The sequence below is a fragment of the Arthrobacter sp. sptzw32 genome (genome assembly GCF_059089735.1).
Genome location: NZ_JBNHEZ010000002.1, coordinates 346126 through 370717, shown reverse-complemented (window position 1 = coordinate 370717; position 24592 = coordinate 346126). Strand labels below are relative to the sequence as shown.

19 protein-coding genes are annotated in these 24592 nt (G+C 65.1%); 16 read left to right on the top strand and 3 right to left on the bottom strand.

What is annotated here, in order from left to right; all coding sequences use genetic code 11:
- Nucleotides 1-63: 63 nt before the first annotated feature.
- The gene (locus tag AC5RVN_RS05260) at nt 64-1413 is read left to right on the top strand and encodes an MFS transporter (protein ID WP_494137268.1); all 1350 of its coding nucleotides are present in this window, start codon (nt 64-66) and stop codon (nt 1411-1413) included.
- Between the two features lie 15 nt (nt 1414-1428).
- Here AC5RVN_RS05260 and AC5RVN_RS05255 read toward each other — a convergent pair whose 3' ends face one another.
- The 3 genes from AC5RVN_RS05255 to AC5RVN_RS05245 all read right to left on the bottom strand — a co-directional run bounded on the left by AC5RVN_RS05255 (nt 1429) and on the right by AC5RVN_RS05245 (nt 5903).
- Nucleotides 1429-2766, bottom strand: coding sequence for an alpha/beta fold hydrolase (locus AC5RVN_RS05255; protein WP_494137267.1), 1338 nt, complete (start codon nt 2764-2766; stop codon nt 1429-1431).
- Nucleotides 2759-3259, bottom strand: a complete 501-nt coding sequence (locus tag AC5RVN_RS05250) for a GNAT family N-acetyltransferase (RefSeq protein ID WP_494039603.1) — start codon at nt 3257-3259, stop codon at nt 2759-2761. The genes AC5RVN_RS05255 and AC5RVN_RS05250 overlap by 8 nt, the downstream gene beginning before the upstream one ends.
- 97 nt (nt 3260-3356) lie before the next feature.
- On the bottom strand, nt 3357-5903 hold the full coding sequence (locus AC5RVN_RS05245; RefSeq protein WP_494137266.1) for a DEAD/DEAH box helicase: 2547 nt from the start codon (nt 5901-5903) through the stop codon (nt 3357-3359).
- Nucleotides 5904-5997: 94 nt separating this feature from the next.
- Here AC5RVN_RS05245 and AC5RVN_RS05240 point away from each other — a divergent pair, with 94 nt between their 5' ends.
- The 15 genes from AC5RVN_RS05240 (at nt 5998) to tpiA (ending at nt 24586) form a co-directional block, all read left to right on the top strand.
- Nucleotides 5998-6777: a trans-aconitate 2-methyltransferase gene (locus tag AC5RVN_RS05240; protein WP_494137265.1), complete on the top strand. Its 780-nt coding sequence runs from the start codon at nt 5998-6000 to the stop codon at nt 6775-6777.
- Nucleotides 6778-6938: 161 nt separating this feature from the next.
- Nucleotides 6939-8702, top strand: coding sequence for an ABC transporter ATP-binding protein (locus AC5RVN_RS05235; protein ID WP_494137428.1), 1764 nt, complete (start codon nt 6939-6941; stop codon nt 8700-8702).
- Nucleotides 8699-10513, top strand: a complete 1815-nt coding sequence (locus AC5RVN_RS05230) for an ABC transporter ATP-binding protein (RefSeq protein WP_494137264.1) — start codon at nt 8699-8701, stop codon at nt 10511-10513. Before AC5RVN_RS05235 ends, AC5RVN_RS05230 begins: the two co-directional genes overlap by 4 nt.
- Complete coding sequence (locus AC5RVN_RS05225) at nt 10510-10890, top strand: GntR family transcriptional regulator (protein WP_494104756.1); 381 nt, start codon at nt 10510-10512, stop codon at nt 10888-10890. Before AC5RVN_RS05230 ends, AC5RVN_RS05225 begins: the two co-directional genes overlap by 4 nt.
- A 48-nt stretch (nt 10891-10938) precedes the next feature.
- Nucleotides 10939-13863 (top strand): excinuclease ABC subunit UvrA, encoded by a 2925-nt coding sequence (gene uvrA / locus AC5RVN_RS05220; RefSeq protein ID WP_494039608.1) that lies wholly within the window; start codon nt 10939-10941, stop codon nt 13861-13863.
- Nucleotides 13864-13941: 78 nt separating this feature from the next.
- Nucleotides 13942-14655, top strand: coding sequence for an HAD hydrolase-like protein (locus AC5RVN_RS05215; protein ID WP_494104757.1), 714 nt, complete (start codon nt 13942-13944; stop codon nt 14653-14655).
- Nucleotides 14642-15310, top strand: a complete 669-nt coding sequence (locus tag AC5RVN_RS05210) for a lysophospholipid acyltransferase family protein (protein WP_494137263.1) — start codon at nt 14642-14644, stop codon at nt 15308-15310. Before AC5RVN_RS05215 ends, AC5RVN_RS05210 begins: the two co-directional genes overlap by 14 nt.
- A gap of 41 nt (nt 15311-15351) precedes the next feature.
- Nucleotides 15352-17382, top strand: coding sequence for an excinuclease ABC subunit UvrC (gene uvrC / locus AC5RVN_RS05205; protein WP_494137262.1), 2031 nt, complete (start codon nt 15352-15354; stop codon nt 17380-17382).
- Nucleotides 17383-17493: 111 nt separating this feature from the next.
- Nucleotides 17494-18417 carry an RNase adapter RapZ gene (gene rapZ / locus AC5RVN_RS05200; protein ID WP_494039612.1) on the top strand — a complete coding sequence of 308 codons (924 nt, stop codon included), beginning with the start codon at nt 17494-17496 and terminating at the stop codon, nt 18415-18417.
- Nucleotides 18417-19433: a gluconeogenesis factor YvcK family protein gene (locus AC5RVN_RS05195; RefSeq protein WP_494137261.1), complete on the top strand. Its 1017-nt coding sequence runs from the start codon at nt 18417-18419 to the stop codon at nt 19431-19433. Before rapZ ends, AC5RVN_RS05195 begins: the two co-directional genes overlap by 1 nt.
- Before the next feature lie 9 nt (nt 19434-19442).
- Nucleotides 19443-20423 carry a DNA-binding protein WhiA gene (gene whiA, locus AC5RVN_RS05190; protein WP_015937022.1) on the top strand — a complete coding sequence of 327 codons (981 nt, stop codon included), beginning with the start codon at nt 19443-19445 and terminating at the stop codon, nt 20421-20423.
- Nucleotides 20424-20522: 99 nt separating this feature from the next.
- Complete coding sequence (locus AC5RVN_RS05185; protein ID WP_163163531.1) at nt 20523-21149, top strand: superoxide dismutase; 627 nt, start codon at nt 20523-20525, stop codon at nt 21147-21149.
- A gap of 260 nt (nt 21150-21409) precedes the next feature.
- Nucleotides 21410-22420, top strand: coding sequence for a type I glyceraldehyde-3-phosphate dehydrogenase (gap, locus tag AC5RVN_RS05180; RefSeq protein ID WP_494039614.1), 1011 nt, complete (start codon nt 21410-21412; stop codon nt 22418-22420).
- Nucleotides 22421-22430: 10 nt separating this feature from the next.
- Nucleotides 22431-23657 carry a phosphoglycerate kinase gene (locus AC5RVN_RS05175; RefSeq protein WP_494137260.1) on the top strand — a complete coding sequence of 409 codons (1227 nt, stop codon included), beginning with the start codon at nt 22431-22433 and terminating at the stop codon, nt 23655-23657.
- A gap of 113 nt (nt 23658-23770) precedes the next feature.
- Nucleotides 23771-24586, top strand: a complete 816-nt coding sequence (gene tpiA / locus AC5RVN_RS05170) for a triose-phosphate isomerase (protein WP_494039616.1) — start codon at nt 23771-23773, stop codon at nt 24584-24586.
- The last annotated feature ends 6 nt before the right edge of the window (nt 24587-24592 follow it).

Genomic DNA, 24592 nt, shown 5'->3' with positions numbered 1-24592 from the left:
GCCGGGATTGCCGGCTTTAACGCGGACCTTCAGGACCTGCACGCCAAGGACTATGCTCTGATCATGGCCGGCACTTTGATGACGGAAAGCGAAGTGCGCCAAGTCCAGCGGCGCACCGTGATGCTGCTCAGTGCAGCCCAGGTGTTCGGGGGAATCGGAACCGGCGCCACGGTTTCCATAGGTTCCATCCTCGCCGTCGAACTCTCCGGATCAAGCGCCTGGGCGGGCGCGGTGGCCACGGTGATGACGCTGGGCGCCGCGCTGGCTGCCCTGCCCCTCGCCGCCCTTGCCGACCACAGGGGGCGCCGCATTGGCCAGGTCGCAGGGCTGAGTGCTGCGCTGCTCGGCACGCTGCTGATGGTGCTTTCGGTGGTCTGGGGCCTTTTTGTGCTGCTCGTGCTTGGTGCGGCCGGTATCGGGGTTGGTACCGCTGCGAGCCTGCAGGCGCGCTTCGCCGCCGTCGACCTTGCTGATGCCGAACACCGGGGAAGGGCCCTGTCGGCCGTCGTCTGGGCAGTGACCGTCGGTGCCGTGGCCGGACCCAACCTGATTCAGCCCGGCACCGTGGTGGGTGAGGCGCTTGCCCTGCCGCCCGTCGCCGGTCCGTTCGTGATCTCCGGGGCGGGACTCCTCGTGGCCACGGTGCTGCTTTTCGTCGGCCTACGGCCCGACCCCCTGCTGCTCGCGCGCAGCCTCGCGTCCACGGCACACCCTGCGGCCCAGGCACCGGTGCCGGCGCCGACGGCGGCCGCCCCCTCGGTGCGGCAGGGCTCCCTGTCCCGAGGAATCCGTGCCATCCGCAGTTCGCCCATGGCACTGCTCTCCGTGTCCGCAGTGGTCGGTGCCCATGCCGTGATGGTTGGCGTGATGTCCATGACGCCCCTGCACCTGCAGCATCTTGTGGAAGGTCCTGCCGCCTCCCATGCCGGCCACACGGCGTCGGGAGATGTCCTGGTGATCATCGGGTTCACGATCTCCCTGCACATCGCGGGCATGTTCGCGCTGTCGCCGGTCATGGGCTGGTTGACGGACAAGGCGGGCAGGACCGAAACCATCATGATCGGTTTTGGCGTACTGATCTGCGCCGTCGCCGTTGCCGGGTTCGGGCAGGAGTCCACCGTTGCCGTCGCGGTGGGGCTGGTCCTGCTAGGGATGGGCTGGTCCGCTTCCACCATCTCTGGTTCCACGCTCCTGGCTGAGAGCGTCGGCCAGGATTCCCGGGTAGTGGTTCAGGGCGTCTCGGACATGCTGATGGGGGCCGCAGGCGCGGTGGGCGGGGCGATGTCCGGCCTGGTCCTGAGCCAGGCTGGGTACCTGGGATTGAACATGGCAGGCGCGCTGGTGGGGGCGGTGGTCCTCGCCGCTGCTGCGGTCACAGTGCTGGCACGGCGGCGGGGGACAGTGGCACGGTAGAGCGGCCACCGCACCTCAGCTTTCGGCGCGTGCCATTCCCAGCAGGCGGGTAAAGATCCCCTCGCCGTCATCGGCGATCCCGTCGTGATGGAAGTCCGGTGTCTCCCAGACCTGCAGCCCGCGGACAGCTGCGGCCGTCTTCAGGGACAGGTCCCGGTCCACGTAAATGTCGTCGGAGTAGACGGCGGCGGCTACAGGCACAGTGTTGACACCAAGCCGGGAAACGTCGTACAGGGGCTTCCAGTCGTCCTTGGCCGCAAGCAGGCCTGCCACTTCACGCAAGGGCTGCAGGGCGGGGTCCTGGTCGAAGTACCACGGGTAGACCATTTCGCCGGTGAGCAGCAGCGGGTCAGCGTCCGGCCCGAACTCCGGATACTCGCGCAGAACGCGCCAGGCGGACCAGCCAGTGGCTTCACCCTGGCCGTAAATGGACTCGTGCATCAGGGCGTACAGGGGGTTGGAACGGCGGGACACAATGCCGTGCATCTGTTCGAGGAAAGGATCCGAAAGCCTGGCACCGAGGGCGGTTTCCGTGAAGGCGTCCTCCAGCAGGTAGTGCAGGCTGTCCACCCGGATGTTGCCGCCCAGGAAGGCGCCGGCCATCTGGAAACGCTCCACGGTGAGCGGGCTGCCGTCGGGCAGGGACTCTGTGGTTCTCCGGAGGTGCCGCGCAATCCGGTCCACCGTTGCCCGGTCCTCCGGGTACCAGCCAAAGTACTCAGTGTTCCGCGCGGCCACGCGCTGGAAGGTGGCCCGGTACACCTCGTCAGCCGGCCCTGTCAGCGGGGCCAGGCCGCCGGTGATAAGCGCCTCGCGCAGGCCCTCCGGTGCAAACGAAAGGTAGGTGAGCGCACAGAAACCGCCATAGCTCTGTCCGTAAATGCTCCAGGGCGGTGCCCCCAGAGCCTCCCTGATCAGTTCCGCGTCGGCCACTATTGAATCAGCCCGGAAGTGCTCCAGGTACGACGCCTGCCCGTCCGCTGTCCCTTGCAGGGGAAGGGTATGACGGTCCAGGGGAGTGGAAAGGCCGGTGCCGCGCTGGTCCAGCATCAGGATCCGGAATTCCTTGGCAGCAGCCTTGTTCCAGCCGCCCAGCGCACCGAACCGGTTGCCCCGCCCGCCAGGACCACCCTGCAGGAACAGCAGCCAGGGCAGCCTGGCGGCCTCTTCCTCGCTGTGTGAAGCCGAAACATATTCGCGTGCGAAGACAGTGATGGTTTCCGGGTTGGCGGAGAAGTGGTCCAACGGAACCGAAAAGTAGTGTTCAACGGTGCGCATGCCGCGCAACTCGTGCCGCGCCCTGACCTCGTGCCGGGCTTGGCTGCGTGCGGCGGCTGTCTTCACGTCAGCCATTGGCGGCGGCCGGCACGGCGGAGCCGAACTGCTCGAGGGCGTCACCCGTGAGTCGAAAAGTGGACCACCCGTCCATGGGCCTGGCGCCCAGGCGGCGGTAGAAGTTGATGGACGGCTCGTTCCAGTCCAGCACGCTCCACTCCACCCTGGCGTAGCCCTTCTCGACCGCGATTCCGGCCAGGTGCTGGAGCAGCGCCTTGCCGTGCCCCTCGCCCCGCGCTTCCGGGCTGACGTAGAGGTCCTCGAGATAGATCCCGTGGACGCCTTCCCACGTTGAGTAGTTCAGGAACCACAGGGCGAAGCCGCGGACGTCGCCGTTAGTGTTCTCGGCCATGGCGGCGAAGACCCGCGGATTGCTGCCAAAGAGAACCTGCTCCAGCAGTTCCGGGGTGTTCCGGACTGCATCGGGTTCCTTCTCGTACTGCGCCAGTTCATGGATCATGCGGAGGATCGCGGGGACGTCGTGAGGGGTTGCCGGGCGGATTACACTCATTGTTCGAGCTTACCGCCGGGACCCCGCCGCTGCAGTCAGCCCGCCCCCTAAAGCGCCCCCAAAAGAGCGGCGCCCCACAGCGCGGGCACGCAGGAGATCAGAGCCGGTTCACGTCCGTCACCCGCAGCACTGCTGTTCCGGTTTCATCCGAGGCTTCCAGGTCCACCTCGGCGGAGATGCCCCAGTCGTGGTTCCGGGCAGGGTCGTCAAAAATCTGCCGGACCTTCCACCCGCCGGGCTCCTCGGTGATGATGAGCAGGCCCGGCCCGCGGGCGTCAGGGCCGGTACCAATGTCATTGTGCTCGTCGAAGTAGTCGTCCAGCACGTCTTCCCAGCGGTCGGCGTCCCAGCCTGCACTGCCGTCCAGTTCGCCGAGCGCTGCTGCGTCCTCGTCCGCAAACAGTTCCACCCGCCGGAACATCTCGTTGCGCACCATCACGCGGAAGGCCCGGGTGTTGGACGTCAGCGACGGCGGCGGAGGCGGCGGAGCATCGTGCGGCGTGGGTGCTCCGCCGGACGCCAACTCCTCCCACTCATCGAGCAGGCTGGAGTCGACCTGGCGGACCAGCTCACCCAGCCAGGCGGTCAGATCCTCCAGGTCTTCGCGCAACATGTCCTGCGGCACTGTCTGCCGCAGCGCCTTGAAGGCGTCCGCCAGGTACCGCAGAACGATGCCTTCCGAGCGGGCCAGGCCATAAAACTGCACAAACTCGCCGAAATTCATCGCGCGCTCGTACATGTCCCGCACCACGGACTTGGGTGCCAGTTCGAAATCCCCCACCCATGGGGCGGCCTTGCGGTACACCTCAAACGCTTCGCCCAGGATTTCTGCCAAGGGCTGCGGGTACGTCACTGCCTCCAGCATTGCCATCCGCTGGTCGTACTCGATGCCGTCGGCCTTCATGGCAGCTATCGCTTCGCCGCGGGCTTTTTTCTGCTGGGCAGAGAGGATCTGGCGCGGCTTTTCCAGCGTCGCCTCGATCACGGACACCACGTCGAGGGCGTACGACGGCGACTCCGGGTCAAGGAGCTCCAGCGCAGCGAGCGCGAAGGGGGACAGCGGCTGGTTGAGTGCGAAGTTTGGCTGCAGGTGCACGGTGAGGCGGACGGTGCGGCCGTCCCGGCCCTGCTGCTCGGGCGGAATCCGTTCCACCACCTCGGCGGCCAGCAGTTCCCGGTAAATGCCCAGCGCCTTCTTCATCAGCTGCAGCTGCGAGGACCGGGTCTCATGGTTTTCGGTGAGGAGGCGGCGGGCAGCAGCAAAGGGATCGCCCGGCCGTTCCATCAGGTTCATCAGCATCGCATGCGTCACCGTGAAGCTCGAACTGAGCGGCTCCGGCACCGATTCAACCAGGCGCTTGAAGGTGGGCTCGCCCCAGGACACAAAACCCTCCGGCGGCTTTTTCTTCACCACCTGGCGCAGTTTCTTCGGGTCGTCCCCGAACTTGGCGGTGGCTTTGGCCATGGCCTTCACGTTCTCGGTGACGTGCTCGGGTGCCTGGACCACCACGGTCCCGGCAGTGTCGTAGCCTGCACGTCCGGCCCGGCCGGCAATCTGGTGGAACTCTCGGGAGTTAAGCTGCCGGGTGCGTACGCCGTCGTACTTGCTCAGAGCGGTCAGGAGCACAGTGCGGATGGGCACATTGATGCCCACCCCCAGTGTGTCGGTGCCGCAGATGACCTTCAGCAGCCCCGCCTGTGCCAGTTGCTCCACCAGCCGGCGGTACTTGGGGAGCATGCCGGCGTGGTGCACCCCGATTCCGTGGCGGACCAGGCGGTTGAGGGTCTTGCCGAACCCGGCGGCGAAGCGGAAGTTGGCAATCAGCTCCGCGATCCTGTCCTTTTCCTCGCGGGTGCAGACATTGATGCTCATCAGCGTCTGCGCGCGGTCGATCGCCTCGATTTGGCTGAAATGAACTACATACACCGGCACCTGTTTGGTGGAGAGTAGTTCTTCCAGCGTCTCGTGCACCGGGGTCTCGTGATAGTAGTAATGCAGCGGGATGGGCCGCTCCGCGGAGCTCACCGTGGTGGTGGCGCGTCCGGTCAGCCCGGTCAGGCCCTCTTCGAACCTGCTGACGTCGCCGAGCGTGGCGGACATCAGGAGGAACTGCGCCTGCGGGAGCTCCAGCAGCGGCACCTGCCAGGCCCAGCCGCGCTGCGGGTCCGAGTAGAAGTGGAACTCGTCCATGATCACCGAGCCCAGCTCGGCGGCCGCCCCTTCCCGGAGCGCGGTGTTGGCCAGGATTTCCGCAGTGCAGCAGATGATGGGCGCGTCCTGGTTGACTCCGGAATCGCCGGTAATCATCCCCACGTTTTCCGCGCCGAAAATGTCGCAGAGGGCAAAGAACTTTTCCGACACCAGTGCTTTGATGGGCGCGGTGTAGTAGCTGCGCCTGCCCTGCGCCATAGCCTGGAAATGTGCTGCGATGGCCACCAGGGATTTCCCGGAACCGGTGGGCGTGGCCAGGATGACATTGGCCCCGGTTGCCAGCTCCATGATCGCTTCGTCCTGGGCAGGGTACAGCTCCAACCCGCGGCTTTCCGTCCATTCAACGAACCGGGTGTAAAGGGCATCGGCATCGACGGCAGCAGCGGGCAGGTCCCCGGCGGACAGAAGGGGCAGTTGGTCAACGAGTTTCATTGATTTCCAGCTTAGTGCCCTGACGCTCCGCGGGATTCCGCCGCCATCGGGTTAGGCTTCGCCATACCTGCAGAACCAGAACGTGGAGGCAGATATGAAATGGGATCCGGTTAAGTACGTCCAGTTCGGCGATTACCGGGACCGGCCGTTTTTCGATCTGACGGGCAGGGTCCATGCGGAGTCGCCAGTTCAGGTGGTGGATCTGGGCTGCGGTCCGGGAAGCCTCACCGCAACCCTCGCCGAGCGATGGCCCGGGGCCGACGTCGTGGGGGTGGATTCCTCAGCCGAGATGCTCAGCAAAGCCCGCAACGCCACCCCGGGCACTCCTTCCCTGCGGTTTGAGCTCACGGACATCGCGGAGTGGATGCCTGCCGCGGAAACCGGCGTGGTGGTGAGCAATGCGGCCCTGCAATGGGTGCCCGGCCACCAGGACATGATGAGGGCCTGGCTGGCAGCGCTGCGTCCCGGATCCTGGTTTGCGATGCAGGTCCCGGGCAACTTCAATGCCCCGTCCCACGCGCTGATGCGTCAACTTGCAGCCTCCTCCCGGTGGGCGCCCAAACTGCAGGGGGTGTTGCGGGGCGGAGAGTCGGTGGGCGAACCGGCGGACTACCTCCGGATACTGTTGGACGCCGGGTTCACCGCAGACGCGTGGGAGACCACCTACCAGCAGGTGTTGCCCGGCCCCGACCCGGTACTGGAGTGGGTGCGCGGTACCGCCTTGCGGCCCGTGCTGGCGGCGCTTTCCCCGGCGGAGGGCGCTGAGTTCGAGGCTGGCTACGCAGCCGCGCTGAGGGAAGCCTATCCATCCGGCGTGCACGGCACCGTTTTTCCCTTCCGCAGGATCTTCGCAGTGGGGCGCAAGGACGGATGACTAAAGTCCATTCGTTGGAGGACCTCCACAGGCCGGTCATGCGATATGACTGCAAACGCCAGTGACGTAGCTTACAATTGCGGAGTTGGCCGATGGGGGAGGCCACTACCGCCGTTGGCGGCTTCCCTGAGCGCAGTGGAGGTATGGTGCTGATCGCATTGATGAGGCGGCTGCTGGCGGACCACAAACCTGCCGTGGCTGCCGTCGTCCTCCTGCAGCTTGTTCAGGCGGCGGCGAACCTTCTGTTGCCTACGGTCAATGCGGCGATTATCGACGACGGCATCGTGGCGGGTGAGACCGCCGTGATCACCCGCCTGGGCGCAGTCATGGCCGTCATTGCCGTTCTGCAGGCTGCGGCCGCCATCGCAGCCGGATACCTGGGTGCCGTTGTTGCAATGAAGATCGGGCAGCAGCTGCGAAGCGAGATCTTTGCCAAGATCCAGTCCCTGTCCTCCCAGGACGTTGGATCCTTCGGAACACAGAGCCTGACCACCCGGGCCACCAATGACACCCAGCAGGTCCAGGCTTTCGCTGTACTCGTGTTCACCCTGCTGGTGGCAGGACCGGCCATGGGGGTTGGCGGAGTAATCCTGGCCCTGCAGCAGGACGCAGCACTGTCTGCGGTGGTAATTGTCATCGTTCCGCTGCTCCTGCTGATCATGTACCTCCTTGTCCGCAGGATGATCCCGATGTACCGGGAAGGGCAGGACCTGCTGGACCGCGAAGGCGGGATCCTCCGTGAGCAGATCATCGGCGCCGGCGTCATCCGCGCCTTTGTCCGCCAGGACCATGAAGTCCTCCGCTTCGCACGGGTCAACGGCAGCCTGACTGCCAACAACCTTCAATCCGCGTTGCTCGTCGCCGGGATGCTCCCCCTGGTCATGCTGGTCGTGAACCTTTCCTCGGTGGTTGTGGTCTGGTTCGGCGGAGACCGAATCCAGGCAGGACTGATGAACCTGGGAGCCCTGACAGCATTCATTGCCTACATCATGCAGATCCTGCTGGCCATCATGATGTCAATGTATGTGCTCATGACAGCACCCCGGGCAGCGGTCTGCGCGGAGCGGATCAGCGCGGTCCTGGACACAAAGCCCTCGGTACGGGAACCGCAGCACCCGAAAGGGCTGGACCAGGAGCCCCGCCGTCCCGCCACGGCCGGCCTGCAGTTCCCCTCCGTGCCGTCGAAGACTTTGGAGTTTCGGGGAGTGGGCTTTTCCTACCCCGGCGCCGAGGAGCCCGTTCTAACGGGGGTCTCTTTCACCGCCCGCCCGGGCACTACGACGGCAATCATTGGCTCTACCGGCAGCGGAAAGTCGACCCTCCTCAACCTGATCCCTCGTTTCCTCGATGCCACGGCGGGGACCATCAGCCTCGGGGGAGTGGACATCAAGGACGTTTCCCTCGACAGCCTTCGCGCCGCGATGGCAGTAGTTCCGCAGCATTCCCACCTTTTCACCGGCACCATCGCCAGCAACCTGCGCATGGCTGCGCCGGAGGCCACGGATGAGGAACTGTGGGAAGCCCTTGAAACAGCCCAGACCATGCGCTTTGTGCGCGACCTTCCGCTGGGGCTGGCCACGCCCCTGGGCCAGGGCGGCGCCAACCTCTCGGGCGGCCAGCGACAGCGGTTGTGCATTGCCCGCGCCCTGCTCCGCAAAACGTCCCTGTATCTGTTCGACGACAGCTTCTCAGCGTTGGACTACGACACCGACACCCGGTTGCGGCAGGCACTGCAGACCACGCTCGCTGCAGCAACAGTAGTAATGGTCGCGGAGCGTATCTCCGCGGTGGAAGATGCGGGGCTGATCCTGGTGCTCGACGGCGGCCGCCTCGTCGCGCAGGGAACGCACCAGGAACTGCTGGAGACATCCGGCACCTACCGCGAAATAGCCGACTCCCAGCTGGCATTGGACGGGCCCGCATGAGTGATGCAACCGTCGTCGATGCGGCCCCGGCAAGGTTCTGGCCCACCGCACGCCGGCTCCTTGCCCTGCTGGGGCCCTTTCGACTCCGCATGCTCGGTGCCGTTGCTGCCACCTGCGCCTTCGCCGGGCTGAACGTTGCAGCGCCCAAGTTCCTCGGCGACGCCACCGACGTTGTGGTGGACGGGGTCATGCGCCGTTCCCTGAACCAGGAAGGACTCGGGATCCTTCTGGCAGCAGTGGCGCTGATGTACGTGTGCGCTTCCCTGTTCAACTGGATCCAGGGGGCGCTGACCGCCCACTCGGTGCAGGGCTTGATGTACGGCCTCCGGGAGTCGGTGGAGGGCAAGCTGCACCGGCTGCCCGTGAATTACTTCCGGGAGCGCTCAAGGGGAGACATCCTCAGCCGTGCCACCAACGACATCGACAACATCACGCAGGCGCTGAACCAGCTCCTGACACAGCTGATCATGTCCGTCCTGATGTTATGCGGTTCGCTGGCCATGATGCTGTGGATCTCGCCGCTGCTGGCTGGGATCGCCATTGCCACCGTTCCCCTTTCCACCCTTCTTACCGTGCTGGTGGCCAGGAAGTCGCAAACCCAGTTCGCCGCCCAATGGACCGAGACCGGCCAGTTGAACGCGCACGTCGAGGAGTTTGTCACAGGCCATGAGGTCATCAAGGCGTTCGGGCAGCAGTCGCAGGCCGCGGACGTCTTCGCCCGGAGCAATGAGCGGCATGCCCGTGCTGCCGCCCGCGCGCAGTATTCCGCCGGAATCGTGCAGCCGCTGATGGTCCTGATGTCCAACCTCAACTACATCGCCGTGGCAGTGGTGGGCGCCCTTCAGGTTCTCGCCGGGGCGATGACGATCGGCGGCATCCAGGCCTTCATCCAGTTCAGCAGGCTCTTCACCCAGCCGGTCGGGCAAATCGGAGGCATGCTCAACCTCATGCAGTCCTGCATGGCTTCTGCAGCCCGCGTCTTTGCGCTGCTTGACGCAGAAGAAGAGCCCGGCGACCCGCCGGCAGCGGCTGCGCCCGGGCCGCTGCATGGACGCATCGTCTTTGAGAATGTGACGTTTGGTTATGCGAAGGCAGCGCCGGCGGTCCGCGACCTTGCCTTTGCCGTGGAGCCTGGCCGGACGGTGGCAATCGTCGGTCATACGGGCGCCGGCAAAAGCACCGTCATCAACCTCCTGCTGCGCTTCTGCGAACCGGATTCGGGCCGCATCACCATCGATGGGACGGACATCGCGGCGCTCCCACGCGACGTCCTTCGGGCCCAATTCGGCGTGGTGCTCCAGGACGCATGGCTTTTTGCGGGCACCATCCGCGAAAACATCGCCTATGGACATCCGGACCCCGCAGAAGCCGACATCCTGGCGGCAGCGGAGGCCAGCTACGTGGACCGCTTTGTCAGGTCCCTGCCGCAGGGGTACGACACAGTGCTGGAGAACGGCGGTGACGGTTTGAGCCAGGGCCAGCGGCAGCTTATTACCATCGCCAGGGCCCAGCTGGCGGGCCGGGCGGTGCTGATCCTTGATGAAGCCACCAGTTCAGTGGACTCAAGGACAGAGCTGCTGATCCGCAAGGCCATGCAGCGGCTGCGCCGCGGCAGGACCAGCTTTGTTATCGCGCACCGTTTGTCCACCGTGCGCGACGCTGATCTAATCGTGGTCATGGATCACGGACGCATCGTCGAGCAGGGCACCCACCAGAACCTCCTGGCCGCGAACAGCTACTACACCCGGCTGTACAACGCGCAGTTCTCCCGGCAGGCGGGGCGGACCGGCGTGCTTGAGGCCGGCATTTGAACCCGGCAGCTGACTTCCCGGGTTCGTGGAAGCCGAACGCGGCCAGCTCGGTGCCGCTCTTCGAGCAGCTGCGGCTCCGGGTTATCCATCTTGCCGACGGCGGGAAGCTGCCGCCGGGCACGCGGCTTCCCGCTGTCAGGGCGCTGGCCGCGCGGTTGGATGTTGCCCCGCATACGGTGGCCAGGGCGTATAAGGAGCTCGAGGCTGCCGGCGTGGTGGCTACCCGCGGGAGGAACGGCACGGTGGTGTGCGCACGTGATGAACGCCTCGGCGGACTTTCAGAGGCCGCCGCAGCCTACGCAGGCGCCGCCAAAGCCCAGGGCGCGTCGTTCGCCGAGGCGGTCCAGCTGCTCGCGGCAGCCTACGACCGCGGCTGACGGCCCGAGGCGTCAGTGTTCGAAAAAGTTTTCGATTAGCATTAGTAGGTGCCTAAAGCCGTAGCTGAAGAATCTGCCATCGAATCCGTTGAAGTCACAGTAGTGCCCTCCACGCCGCCGAAGCGCCCCGACCTTTCCCGCCTCGTCGTCAAGGGCGCCCGTGAGCATAACCTGCGCAATGTGGACCTGGACCTGCCGCGGGACGCCATGATCGTCTTTACGGGGCTGTCCGGCTCCGGCAAGTCCTCCCTCGCCTTCGACACCATTTTCGCCGAGGGGCAGCGCCGCTACGTCGAATCGCTCTCCGCCTACGCCAGGCAGTTCCTCGGCCAGGTGGACAAGCCCGACGTCGACTTCATCGAGGGGCTTTCACCGGCCGTCTCCATCGACCAGAAGTCCACGAGCAAGAACCCGCGCTCCACCGTGGGAACCATCACCGAGATTTACGACTACATGCGTCTGCTGTGGGCGCGTGTGGGCCGCCCGCACTGCCCCGTGTGCGGCGAGCCCGTGGCCAAGCAGACACCGCAGCAAATTGTTGACCAGTTGTTGGAGCTGGATGAGGGCACACGCTTCCAGGTCCTCGCTCCGGTGGTCCGCGGCCGGAAGGGGGAGTTTGTTGACCTCTTCAAGGAGCTCACAGCCAAGGGCTACTCCCGCGCCCGCGTGGACGGCAACCTTGTCCAGCTGAGCGATCCGCCGAAGCTGGGCAAGCAGTTCAAGCACACCATCGAAGTCGTGGTGGACCGGCTGGTAGTCAAGGAAGGCATCAGCCAGCGGCTTACAGACTCCATTGAAACCGCCCTTGGCCTTGCCGAGGGCCGGGTCCTCGCCGAATTCGTTGACCTGGACGCAGATGATCCGCACCGGCTCCGGGCATTCTCCGAGAACCTTGCCTGCCCGAATGAACACCCGCTGGCCATTGACGAAATCGAGCCGCGGTCGTTTTCCTTCAACAACCCCTTCGGCGCCTGCGCTGCCTGCAGTGGCATTGGCACCAAGCTCGAGGTGGACGAGGAACTCATCGTTCCCAACCCGGAGCTCTCACTGTCCGAAGGGGCCATCGCGCCGTGGTCCCTGGGAACTGCCACCACCGAATACTGGAACAGGCTCCTGGAAGGTTTGGCGAAGGAACTGGGCTTTTCCATGGACACCCCGTGGGAAAAGCTGGGCAAGGACGTGCGCCAGACGGTCCTGCACGGCAAGGACCACAAAGTGGTGGTGCAGTACCGTAACCGCTTCGGCCGGGAACGCAAATACAGCACCGGCTTTGAAGGCGCCATCCAGTACGTCCACCGCAAGCACGGCGAGACCGACTCCGACTGGGCACGGGACCGCTACGAAGAATACATGCGGCAGATTCCCTGCCCCGCCTGCAACGGTGCGCGCCTGAACCCCGCGTCCCTCTCGGTGCTGATCAACGGCAAGTCCATCGCCGACGTCGCCGCCCTCCCCATGCGCGACTGCGCCGATTTCCTGAACAACCTCGTGCTCACCGGCCGTGAGGCCCAGATCGCGCACCAGGTGCTCAAGGAAATCCAGGCCCGGCTGACCTTCCTGCTGGACGTCGGGCTGGAATACCTGAACCTCGAGCGGGCCTCAGCCACGCTCTCCGGCGGTGAGGCCCAGCGCATCCGCCTTGCTACCCAGATCGGCTCCGGCCTCGTGGGCGTTCTCTATGTCCTCGACGAGCCCTCCATCGGACTGCACCAGCGCGACAACCGGCGCTTGATCGACACCCTTACCCGGCTCCGGGACATGGGCAACACGCTTATCGTCGTGGAGCATGACGAGGACACCATCCACGTGGCCGACTGGGTGGTGGATATCGGACCCGGCGCCGGCGAGCACGGCGGCCAAGTGGTCCACTCCGGCTCCTACAAGGAGCTGCTGGAAAACACCTCGTCCCTGACGGGCGACTACCTGTCCGGGCGCAAGAAGATCGAGGTCCCCCAAAAGCGCCGGAAGTACGACAAGAAGCGTGAACTGAAGGTGGTGGGCGCGAGGGAAAACAACCTCCTCAACGTCGACGCCGCCTTCCCGCTGGGACTGTTCACTGCCGTAACCGGCGTCAGCGGTTCGGGCAAGTCCACCCTGGTGAACGAGATTCTGTACAAGGTGCTGGCCAACAAGCTCAACGGCGCCAAGCAAGTAGCCGGCCGGCACAAAACCGTGCAGGGCCTGGAACACCTGGACAAGGTGGTGCACGTGGACCAGAGCCCCATCGGCCGCACCCCGCGCTCCAACCCGGCCACCTACACGGGTGTTTTTGACAACATCCGCAAGCTCTTCGCCGAGACCACCGAGGCGAAGGTCCGCGGCTACCTCCCCGGCCGGTTCTCCTTCAACGTCAAGGGCGGGCGCTGCGAAGCCTGCTCCGGTGACGGCACGCTGAAGATTGAAATGAACTTCCTGCCGGACGTCTATGTTCCGTGCGAGGTGTGCCACGGTGCGCGGTACAACCGGGAAACCCTGGAAGTGCACTACAAGGGCAAGACCATCGCGGACGTACTCAACATGCCAATTGAGGAGGGCGCGGAGTTCTTCGCCGCATTCTCCCCAATTGCGCGGCACCTGAACACCCTGGTGGATGTAGGCCTTGGCTACGTCCGTCTCGGACAGCCCGCCACCACACTGTCCGGAGGCGAAGCCCAGCGCGTCAAGCTGGCGGCGGAACTTCAGAAACGGTCAAACGGCCGCAGCGTGTACGTCCTGGACGAACCCACCACGGGCCTCCACTTTGAGGACATCCGGAAGCTGCTGATGGTCCTGCAGGGATTGGTGGACAAAGGCAACACGGTGATCACCATCGAACACAACCTTGATGTCATCAAGAGTGCCGACTGGATTGTTGACCTCGGTCCTGACGGGGGCTCGGGCGGTGGCCAGGTGGTTGCTGCCGGAACCCCCGAACAGCTTGCCAAGTCCACGACCAGCCACACGGCCGCGTTCCTCGCCGAAATCCTGCCGTAGGACCGAAGTTTTTCCAGAAGTATTCCGCTGCGCGTATGCGAGTTTCAGGCACCCCTGCTGTCGTGAGAAACTAACCCGGTGACTCAAACAACAGTGCCCGTGATCTTTGACCTGGACGGCACTCTTGTCGACCCCGCCGGTGGGATAACAGATGGAATAGCTTCGGCCCTTCGCGGGGTGGGGCTTCCGGTTCCCGGCGAGGACCTGCTTGAAGCGATGATCGGCCCCAAGCTGAGCGACTCACTGCTCAACGTGGCCCAGGTTCCTGCCGGGCTGCTTGACGAAGTCATCCGCCGCTACCGGGAGTACTACGTGGCTACCGGCATCGGCCAGGGCCGGATCTACCCTGGGGTCGGCGAGCTCCTGGAGTCCTTTGTCGCCGCCGGGCGCCCCCTTGCCGTGGCCACCCAGAAACCCCAGGGGCTGGCCCGCACGGTGCTGGAGCACCATGGCATCGACGGCCTGTTCCACGGAATCCACGGATCGTCAGATGACGAATCCGCCGTGGCCGGCGTCCCGCTGGGAAAAACGGAGATCATCTCCGCCGCCCTGAAAGACCTGGGCACCCACCACGCCCTCATGGTCGGCGACAGGGCCCAGGACGTGTCAGGCGCGATCGCCAACGGACTGGATTGCATCGGTGTGGCATGGGGCTTCGCACCTGACGGGGAACTTGAAGCGGCGGGAGCCGTGGCCGTGGTGGAAACCGCAGGGGAACTGGCTGCCACGATCGAACGGCTGCAGGCCATCCACGCCTCCGCGATGACCGAGGTGAACGATGGCACTGTTTGAGGCTGTCCGCTGGACCACCCGCAGCCTGATCTCGGGCTCATGCCGGCCCACCGTCGTCGGACTGGAAAACGTCCCCGCCGAGGGTCCGTTCATCGTGGCACCCAACCACCTGTCCTTCTTTGACAGCGTCATTGTCCAGGCACTGATGCCCCGCCCGGTGGCCTTCTTCGCAAAGGCCGAATACTTCACCACCGGCGGCGTCAAAGGCAAAGCAATGAAAGCGTTTTTTGAATCCGTCGGATCCATCCCCGTGGAACGCGGGGAACAGGCCGCCAGCGTCCAGGCGCTAAAGACCCTTCTGGACATCCTTGAGTCGGGCAAAGGAATCGGGATCTACCCCGAAGGCACCCGTTCCCGTGACGGCATCCTCTACCGGGGGCGGACCGGCGTGGGCTGGCTGGCGCTGACCACCGGCGCGCCTGTCATCCCGGTGGGCCTGATCGGGACGGAAAATCTTCAGCGCGCAGGCGAAAAGGGCGTCCGGCCCCAGCCCTTCATCATGAAGGTGGGGGAACCGCTGTACTTCGACAAGACGGGCCCTGACCACTCGCTCCCGGCGCGCAGGGAAGTTACGGACCGCATCATGGACGCCATCGCTGAACTCAGCGGCCAGAAACGCTCCACCAGCTACAACCAAAGCAAGGTCATCGAGTAGGCATGTCAGAGGCACCCGGCATGCCTCAGTAGAATGGATAGGTGGCAAATCCAGCAAGTTACCGGCCCCAAACGGGGGAGATTCCCACCAACCCTGGGGTGTACCGGTTCCGTGACCCCAACGGCCGGGTCATCTACGTGGGTAAGGCCAAAAGCCTCCGGTCCCGGCTGAATTCGTACTTCGCCAATCCCGCCGGGCTCCTGCCGAAAACCTACGCGATGGTCCACGCGGCCAGCAGTGTGGAATGGACCGTGGTGGGCAGCGAGCTGGAATCGCTGCAGCTGGAATACACCTGGATCAAGGAATTCAAGCCCCGGTTCAACGTCGTCTTCCGCGATGACAAGACCTACCCCTACCTCGCCGTCACCCTGGGAGAAAAATACCCGCGCGTGCAGGTGATGCGCGGTGACAGGAGGAAGGGAACGCGCTACTTCGGGCCGTACACCGCGGGTGCCATCCGGGAGACCATGGACACCCTGCTCCGCGTCTTCCCGGTGCGCAGCTGCAGTGCCGGTGTCTTCAAGCGCGCCGAGGCCAGCGGCAGGCCCTGCCTGCTGGGCTACATCGACAAGTGCTCGGCGCCCTGCGTGGGCCGGATCTCCCCGGAAGACCACCGGGCCCTGGCCGACGATTTCTGCTCCTTCATGGGCGGAGAGGCCAAACGCTTCATTGCCAAGCTCGAGAAGCAGATGGCGGAAGCGGTGGCGGAACTCAATTACGAGCGGGCAGCCCGGCTGCGCGACGACATCACCGCCTTGCGGAAAGTCTTCGAGCGGAATGCCGTGGTGCTGGCCGAAGACACGGACGCCGACGTCTTTGCCCTGCACGAGGACGAACTGGAAGCCGCGGTGCAGGTGTTCCACGTCCGCGGCGGCCGGGTCCGCGGACAGCGCGGCTGGGTGGTGGAAAAGGTGGAGGATTCCACTACACCCGACCTGGTGGAGCACCTCCTGCAGCAGGTCTACGGCGAAGAGGCGCAGAGCCACGGCAGGCTGCCCCGTGAAGTTCTGGTGCCGGTGGCGCCCAGCAACGCTGCTGAACTGGCCGAATGGCTGGGGGGACTGCGCGGTGCAAAGGTTGACATCCGGGTGCCCCAGCGGGGGGACAAGGCTGCGCTGATGTCCACTGTTCGGGAGAACGCCGAGCACGCGCTGAAGCTGCACAAGACCCGCCGCGCCGGTGACCTCACCGTCAGGTCCCAGGCGCTGCAGGAACTCCAGGAGGCGCTGGACCTTCCGGTGCCGCTGCTGCGCATCGAGTGCTATGACGTTTCCCATGTCCAGGGCACCAACGTGGTGGCGTCGATGGTGGTGGTGGAAGACGGCCTGCCCAAAAAGTCCGATTACCGCAAGTTCTCCATTACCGGTGCCGCGGCCTCCGACGACACTGCTGCCATGCACGACGTCCTGACCAGGCGGTTCCGCTATTACCTGGAGGACAAGTCAGGGCAGGTGGACGAGGCTGTCCTGAACGCCGGTGAAGATGAACCTGGCCGGCCGGAACAGGCGCCGCAGGAAACGGTTGGGGACGATGCCCTGCTGGACACAACAACACCGGCACCCCGGGCCAGGTTCGCCTACCCGCCCAACCTCGTGGTGGTGGACGGCGGCAAGCCCCAGGTCAACGCCGCGGCGCGGGCACTGGCGGATCTCGGCATCGATGATGTGTACGTGGTGGGCCTGGCCAAACGCCTGGAGGAAGTGTGGCTGCCGGACAGCGACTTCCCCGTGATCCTGCCGCGGACGTCCCAGGGGCTGTACCTGCTCCAGCGGATCCGCGACGAAGCCCACCGGTTTGCCATCTCATTCCACCGCCAGAAGCGCGGAAAGGCCATGACCGTCTCCGCTTTGGACGGCGTGCCGGGCCTGGGCGCCTCCAAGCGGAAGGCCCTCCTGGCGCACTTCGGATCCGTGAAGAGCGTCAAGGCGGCTTCGGTGGCGGAACTCTCCGAAGCCAAGGGGATCGGACCTGCCCTCGCCAGTGCCATCGTCAACCACTTCTCGGCCACGGGGCCTGAGGCGGTAACCGTACCAGCCATCAACATGACCACCGGCGAAGTCATCGAAACCTAACGGACAGCGCCGAAACTTGGCGGGGATCAAAGAATCTTAGCTAGGGTTGAGGGCGGGGTATCAGCCGGTGCGGCCACCCCGGAAAACAACAGCAGAAACGGGGCGGACCTCATGGCAGACACAACAGCGGAATCCGGAGCAGGGCAGGACGGGATGCTGCCCGTCAAGCCGCTCGAAGCGGAACTGCTGGTAGTCACCGGGATGTCCGGGGCAGGGCGCAGCACGGCGGCGGACGCCTTGGAGGACCACGGCTGGTACGTGGTGGAGAACCTGCCGCCGCAGATGCTGGGCACCCTGGCCGAGCTCGTCTCCCACGCGCCCCAGTCCATCCCACGGCTTGCCGTAGTGGTGGATGTCCGCAGCAAGGGCCTGTTCGCGGACATCCGCGCGGCCCTCGGGGCGCTTGCTGCCAGCGGCGTCACCTTCCGCGTCCTTTTCCTCGATGCCAGCGACGACGTCCTGGTCCGCCGCTTTGAACAGGGACGCCGGCCGCACCCGCTGCAGGGCGGCGGCCGCATCCTCGACGGCATCGCCGCCGAACGCGACCTGCTGCAGGAACTGCGCGACAGCTCCGACGTCGTCCTGGACACCTCGGGCTACAACGTCCACGGCCTCGCCACCGCCATCACCGAACTCTTCAGCGAAACCGGCCCGGTGGCCCTGCGCCTGAACGTGATGAGCTTCGGTTTCAAGTACGGCCTGCCCGTGGACTCAAACTACGTAGCCGACGTTCGGTTTATCCCCAACCCGCACTGGGTCCCGCAGCTGCGTCCGCACACGGGGCTGGACAAGGATGTCAGCGACTACGTGCTCGAAGCCGAGGGCGTCAAGAACTTCGTGGACCGCTACGTCATGGCACTCGAACCGGTCCTGGACGGCTACCGCCGCGAGAACAAGCACTATGCCACCATCGCCGTGGGCTGCACCGGCGGCAAGCACCGCTCGGTGGCGGTCGCCGTCGAACTCTCCAAGAAGCTGGCGCAATACCCCCGCGTTACGGTGACCACCACCCACCGGGACCTGGGCCGCGAGTAATGTCGCTGTTTACCGGGGCATTGCCGCTGGTTCCGCCTGCCGGTACGGCGGCCACCCAGCAGGACAAGGGCCCGAATGTTGTTGCATTGGGCGGCGGCCACGGCCTCTCCGCGTCGCTCTCGGCACTGCGCCTGCTCACCTCGGAACTCACCGCCATCGTCACAGTAGCGGACGACGGCGGCTCTTCCGGGCGTCTGCGGGACGAGTACGGCGTCCTCCCGCCGGGAGACCTACGGATGGCGCTGTCCGCCCTGTGCGACGACACGGACTGGGGACGCACATGGCGTGACGTGATGCAGCACCGCTTCCGCCCGGGGAAGGGGCCCGGCGGCTCACTGGACGATCACGCAACGGGCAACCTGCTGATCGTCACGCTGTGGGAGCTGCTGGGCGACGCCGTCGCAGGACTTCGGTGGGCCGGGGCGCTGCTCGGCGCACGCGGCCAGGTCCTGCCCATGGCCACCGAGCCGCTGACTATCGAAGGCGACGTCCGGGTCACCGCTCCTGACGGCACCTCCCAACTGCAGACCATCTACGGGCAGGCGCGTTGCGCCGTCGCCGGTTCCCTGGAGCAGGTCCGCCTCCTGCCGGAAGCCACGCCGGCCTGCGCCGAAGCGCTGACAGCCATCGAGCTGGCGGACTGGGTGGTCCTGGGCCCGGGCTCCTGGTACACATCCGTGCTGCCGCACCTGCTGCTCCCCGAGATGCGGCAGGCACTGTGCCACACCCCGGCCAAGCGCTGCCTCACCATGAACCTGGCCACAGACACCAAGGAAACGTCCGGGATGACCGCTGCCGACCATCTGCACGTCCTGCGGCGCTACGCCCCTGAGTTCAGTGTTGATGTTGTCCTCGCCGATCCCGCCTCTGTTCCCGACCGGAAGGAGTTCGAGAAGGCAGCCGCGATGATCGGCGCCGAGGTGGTCTTGGGTAAAGTAGGGGCGTCGGGCCGCCGACCCGTCCACGACCCCCTGCGTCTGGCCACGGCGTACAACGACATTTTCGGGAACAGTTAGGAAGGTGCCATGGCACTGACAGCATCAGTCAAGGAAGAACTGTCCCGTCTGGACATCAAGAAGTCATCAGTCCGGAAGGCCGAAGTTTCCGCCATGCTCCGCTTTGCCGGCGGGCTCCACATCATCTCCGGCCGCATCGTCATTGAAGCTGAAGTGGATCTTGCCTCCACTGCCCGCCGCCTCCGGGCAGCCATCGCGGAAGTCTACGGCCACCAGAGCGAAATCATCGTGGTCTCCGCCGGGGGACTGCGGCGCGCCAGCCGGTACGTCGTCCGCGTAGTACGCGACGGCGAGGCACTGGCCCGCCAGACAGGCCTCCTCGACGGCCGTGGCCGCCCCGTGCGGGGGCTGCCCTCCGCCGTCGTCAACGGTTCCGCCGCAGATGCCGAAGCGGTGTGGCGCGGCGCGTTCCTGGCGCACGGCTCGCTCACCGAGCCGGGACGATCCTCCTCGCTGGAGGTGACCTGCCCGGGCCCGGAATCGGCGCTGGCACTGGTGGGCGCTGCGCGCCGGCTGGACATCCAGGCGAAGGCGCGCGAAGTCCGGGGAGTGGACCGGGTAGTCATCCGCGACGGCGACACCATCGCCGCACTCCTCACCCGCATGGGCGCGCATGACGCGCTGATGGTCTGGGAAGAACGCCGCATGCGCAAGGAAGTCCGGGCCACCGCCAACCGGCTCGCGAACTTCGACGACGCCAACCTGCGCCGCTCGGCACAGGCGGCGGTGGCAGCGGGGGCCCGGGTGGACCGCGCCCTGGAAATACTCGGCGACGACGTCCCGGACCACCTGAAGTACGCCGGCGAGCTGCGCGTGGCGCACAAGCAGGCCAGCCTGGACGAACTGGGCCGCCTTGCCGATCCGGTCATGACCAAGGACGCCATCGCCGGAAGGATCCGCCGTCTGCTGGCCATGGCGGACAAACGGGCACTGGATTTGGGGATCCCGGGGACGGATGCCAATGTGACGCCGGAAATGCTGGACGAGTAAGAGCCCCATAGAATCAAAAAGATTCCGGGTGCCACACGCCCGGATGCACAATCCGAGAGTTAGCAACCGGACCGAGTGTCCACGATATTGGAGGATTTTGTGACAGAGTACGTACTGCCCGAACTCAGCTACGACTACGCCGCCCTGGAGCCGCACATCTCTGCGCGCATCATGGAGCTGCACCACAGCAAGCACCATGCAACGTACGTTGCCGGTGCAAACAACGCCCTGGCCCAGCTGGCCGAGGCGCGCGAAAAGGGCGACTTCGCCAACATCAACCGGCTCTCCAAGGACCTCGCGTTCCACACCGGCGGACACGTCAACCACTCCGTGTTCTGGAACAACCTCTCCCCGGACGGCGGCGACAAGCCGGAAGGTGAGCTGGCAGCGGCCATCGACGACGCCTTCGGTTCCTTCGATGCCTTCCGTGCCCAGTTCTCCGCGGCCGCACTCGGCCTGCAGGGTTCGGGCTGGGGCTTCCTGGCCTACGAGCCCATCGGTGGGAACCTTGTCATCGAGCAGCTGTACGACCAGCAGGGCAACACCGCGCTGGGCACCACTCCGCTGCTGATGCTGGACATGTGGGAGCACGCCTTCTACCTGGACTACGTCAATGTCAAGGCCGACTACGTCAAGGCATTCTGGAACATCGTGAACTGGGCCGACGTCGCCAAGCGCTTTGAGGCTGCCCGCACCAACGCCACCGGCCTCATCACCCTCCGGTAGTGACCCGCGCTTAACGCGCCTGTAACAAAGCTCACATTCGCGGCGCAAACCCGCCGGAATGTGGACCGTCCGCCCCCGCACTTGCGGGGGCGGACCCAGTTAAACGTAAGATAGGTCACGGAAGGCGGTTAGCCTTCAGCAATGAGGCTGGTCGCCCTCCGTCTGTAAACATCTCTGCCCAATGGCGTGCGGGATCTGTTAGTTGGCTTGATAGCCCGCTCAACTAGTTGTGCTTCCAAAGCACCAAGGAGACTGAAAAAGTGACGACCCGTATTGGTATCAACGGCTTTGGCCGTATCGGCCGCAACTACTTCCGCGCAGCACTCGCACAGGGCGCGGACCTGGAGATCGTTGCAGTCAACGACCTCACCAGCCCGGAGGCCCTGGCCCACCTGTTCAAGTACGACTCCGTCGGCGGCCGCCTGAAGGAAACCATCGAGGTCAAGGACGGCAACATCGTCGTCAACGGCAACGTCGTCAAGGTCCTTGCTGAGCGCGATCCTTCCAACCTCCCGTGGGGCGAGCTGGGTGTGGACATCGTCATCGAATCCACCGGCTTCTTCACCAAGGCAGCCGATGCACAGAAGCACATCGACGCCGGCGCCAAGAAGGTCCTGATTTCCGCCCCTGCCTCGGACGAGGACATCACCATCGTGATGGGCGTCAACCACAACCTTTACGACAACGCCACGCACCACATCATCTCCAACGCATCCTGCACCACCAACTGCCTGGGCCCGCTGGCCAAGGTGGTCAACGACGAGTTCGGCATCGAGCGCGGCCTGATGACCACGGTCCACGCCTACACCGCGGACCAGAACCTGCAGGACGGCCCGCACAAGGACCTGCGCCGTGCCCGCGCTGCTGCCGTGAACATGGTGCCCACATCCACCGGTGCAGCCAAGGCTATCGGCCTGGTTTTGCCGGAGCTCAAGGGCAAGCTGGACGGGTACGCCATCCGTGTTCCCGTCCCCACCGGCTCCGCCACCGACCTCACCGTCACCGTCTCCCGCGAGACCACCGTGGAGGAAGTCAACGCCGCCCTCAAGCGTGCCGCAGAGTCCGAAGACCTGCAGGGCTTCCTGACCTACACGGATGAGCCGATCGTCTCCTCGGACATTGTCGGCGATCCCGCATCCTCGATCTTTGACTCCGGCCTCACCAAGGTGATCGGCAACCAGGTCAAGGTTGTTTCCTGGTATGACAACGAATGGGGCTACTCAAACCGCCTCGTTGACCTCACGGAGCTTGTGGCAGCCAAGCTGGGCTAGGGTAAGACACATGACTTCTCACACCCTCAACGAACTGATCGCTGAAGGTGTCCGCGGGCGGTACATTCTGGTTAGAAGTGACCTGAATGTGCCGCTCGACGGCTCTACAGTGACTGACGACGGCCGCATCAAGGCCTCACTGCCAGTCCTGGGAAAGCTCACGGACGCCGGTGCCCGCGTGCTGGTAACAGCCCACCTCGGACGCCCCAAGGGCGCCCCCGAGGACAAGTACTCCCTTCGCCCCGCCGTCAACCGCCTGGCTGAACTGGCGGACTTCAAGGTCACCCTGGCCGGGGACACGGTCGGCAGCTCCGCAAAGGAAGCTGCAGCCTCCCTCCAGGACGGCGAAGTGCTCGTCCTGGAAAACGTCCGCTTTGATGCCCGCGAAACCAGCAAGGACGACGCCGAGCGCGGCGCCTTCGCTGACGAGCTGGTGGCACTGACCGGCGGCAACGGCGCGTATGTGGACGACGCCTTCGGTGCCGTCCACCGCAAGCACGCCAGCGTCTACGACGTCGCCACCCGGCTCCCGTCCTACCTGGGCGATCTCGTGCACACCGAGGTGGAGGTGCTCCGCAAGCTCACCGCGGACACGCAGCGCCCTTACGTAGTGGTGCTCGGCGGCTCCAAAGTCTCGGACAAGCTCGCAGTCATCGACAACCTGCTGGGCAAGGCTGACACGATCCTGGTGGGCGGCGGCATGCTGTTCACCTTCCTCGCCGCAGCCGGCCATAAGGTCGCCTCCAGCCTGCTTGAAGAGGACCAGATCCCCGTGGTCCAGGACTACCTGAAGCGCGCCGCCGACGCAGGCACCGAATTTGTGGTGCCCACCGACGTCGTAGTGGCGGAGAAGTTCGCTGCCGACGCTGCCCATGAAATCGTTGCGGCAGACGCCATTGAAAGCAGCCGGTTCGGCGCCCAGGGCATTGGTCTGGACATTGGACCGGACTCTGCAGCTGCCTTCGCTGACCGGATCAAAGGCGCCAAGACCGTTTTCTGGAACGGTCCCATGGGGGTCTTCGAATTCGAAGCTTTCGCTGCGGGCACCCGAGCCATCGCACAGGCACTGACCGAAACCGGGGCGTTCACAGTGGTGGGAGGCGGCGACTCTGCCGCTGCCGTCCGTACACTCGGTTTCTCTGATGACCAGTTCGGCCACATTTCCACCGGCGGCGGTGCCAGCCTGGAATACCTCGAAGGCAAGGACCTCCCGGGGCTCAGCGTCCTGGAGCGCTAGCTTCAGCCACTGTCAGCTCCGGCAGCAGGTCCTGGCCCTTCCACCCTCCGGCCGGCAGGTTGCCCCGCGGCAGCCTGCCGGCCGAACACTTATCGAGACTTTTTGGAGAATACGTGACAACGTCAACGAACGGCGCCTTCGACCGCAAGCCCTTTATCGCGGGCAACTGGAAAATGAACATGGACCACGTGCAGGGCATCACCCTCCTGCAAAAACTGGCCTGGACCCTTTCCGACGCCAAGCATGACTACAACAGGGTTGAGGTGGCAGTGTTCCCGCCGTTCACGGACCTCCGCGGCGTGCAAACCCTGGTGCAGGGTGACAATCTGGACATTGCCTACGGCGGCCAGGACCTCTCGCAGTTCGATTCCGGCGCCTACACCGGCGACATTTCCGGACAGTTCCTGAACAAGCTCGGCTGCAGGTACGTCCTGGTGGGCCACAGCGAACGCCGGACCATCCACAACGAGACGGACGACGTCCTCAACGCCAAAGTGAAGGCCGCGTTCAAGCACAACGTGGTTCCCGTGCTTTGCGTCGGTGAGGGCCTGGAGATCCGACAGGCCGGCACGCACGTGGACCACACCCTGGCCCAGTTGCGCGCCGGGGTCTCGGGCCTTACACCGGAGCAGGCGGGCGAACTTGTGGTGGCCTACGAGCCCGTCTGGGCCATCGGCACCGGTGAAGTAGCAGGACCAGAAGATGCACAGGAAATGTGCGCGGCCATCCGCGCCGAGCTCGGGTCCCTGTTCGGAGCCGAGGTAGCATCCAAGATCCGGCTGCTGTACGGCGGTTCCGTCAAAGCCAACAATGCCGCCGCGATCCTGAAGGAACGCGACGTTGACGGTCTGCTGGTGGGTGGCGCAAGCCTTGATCCGGCCGAGTTTGCTAATATTGTCAGGTTCGAGAGTCACCTGGTGACGGACTAGTCCGTC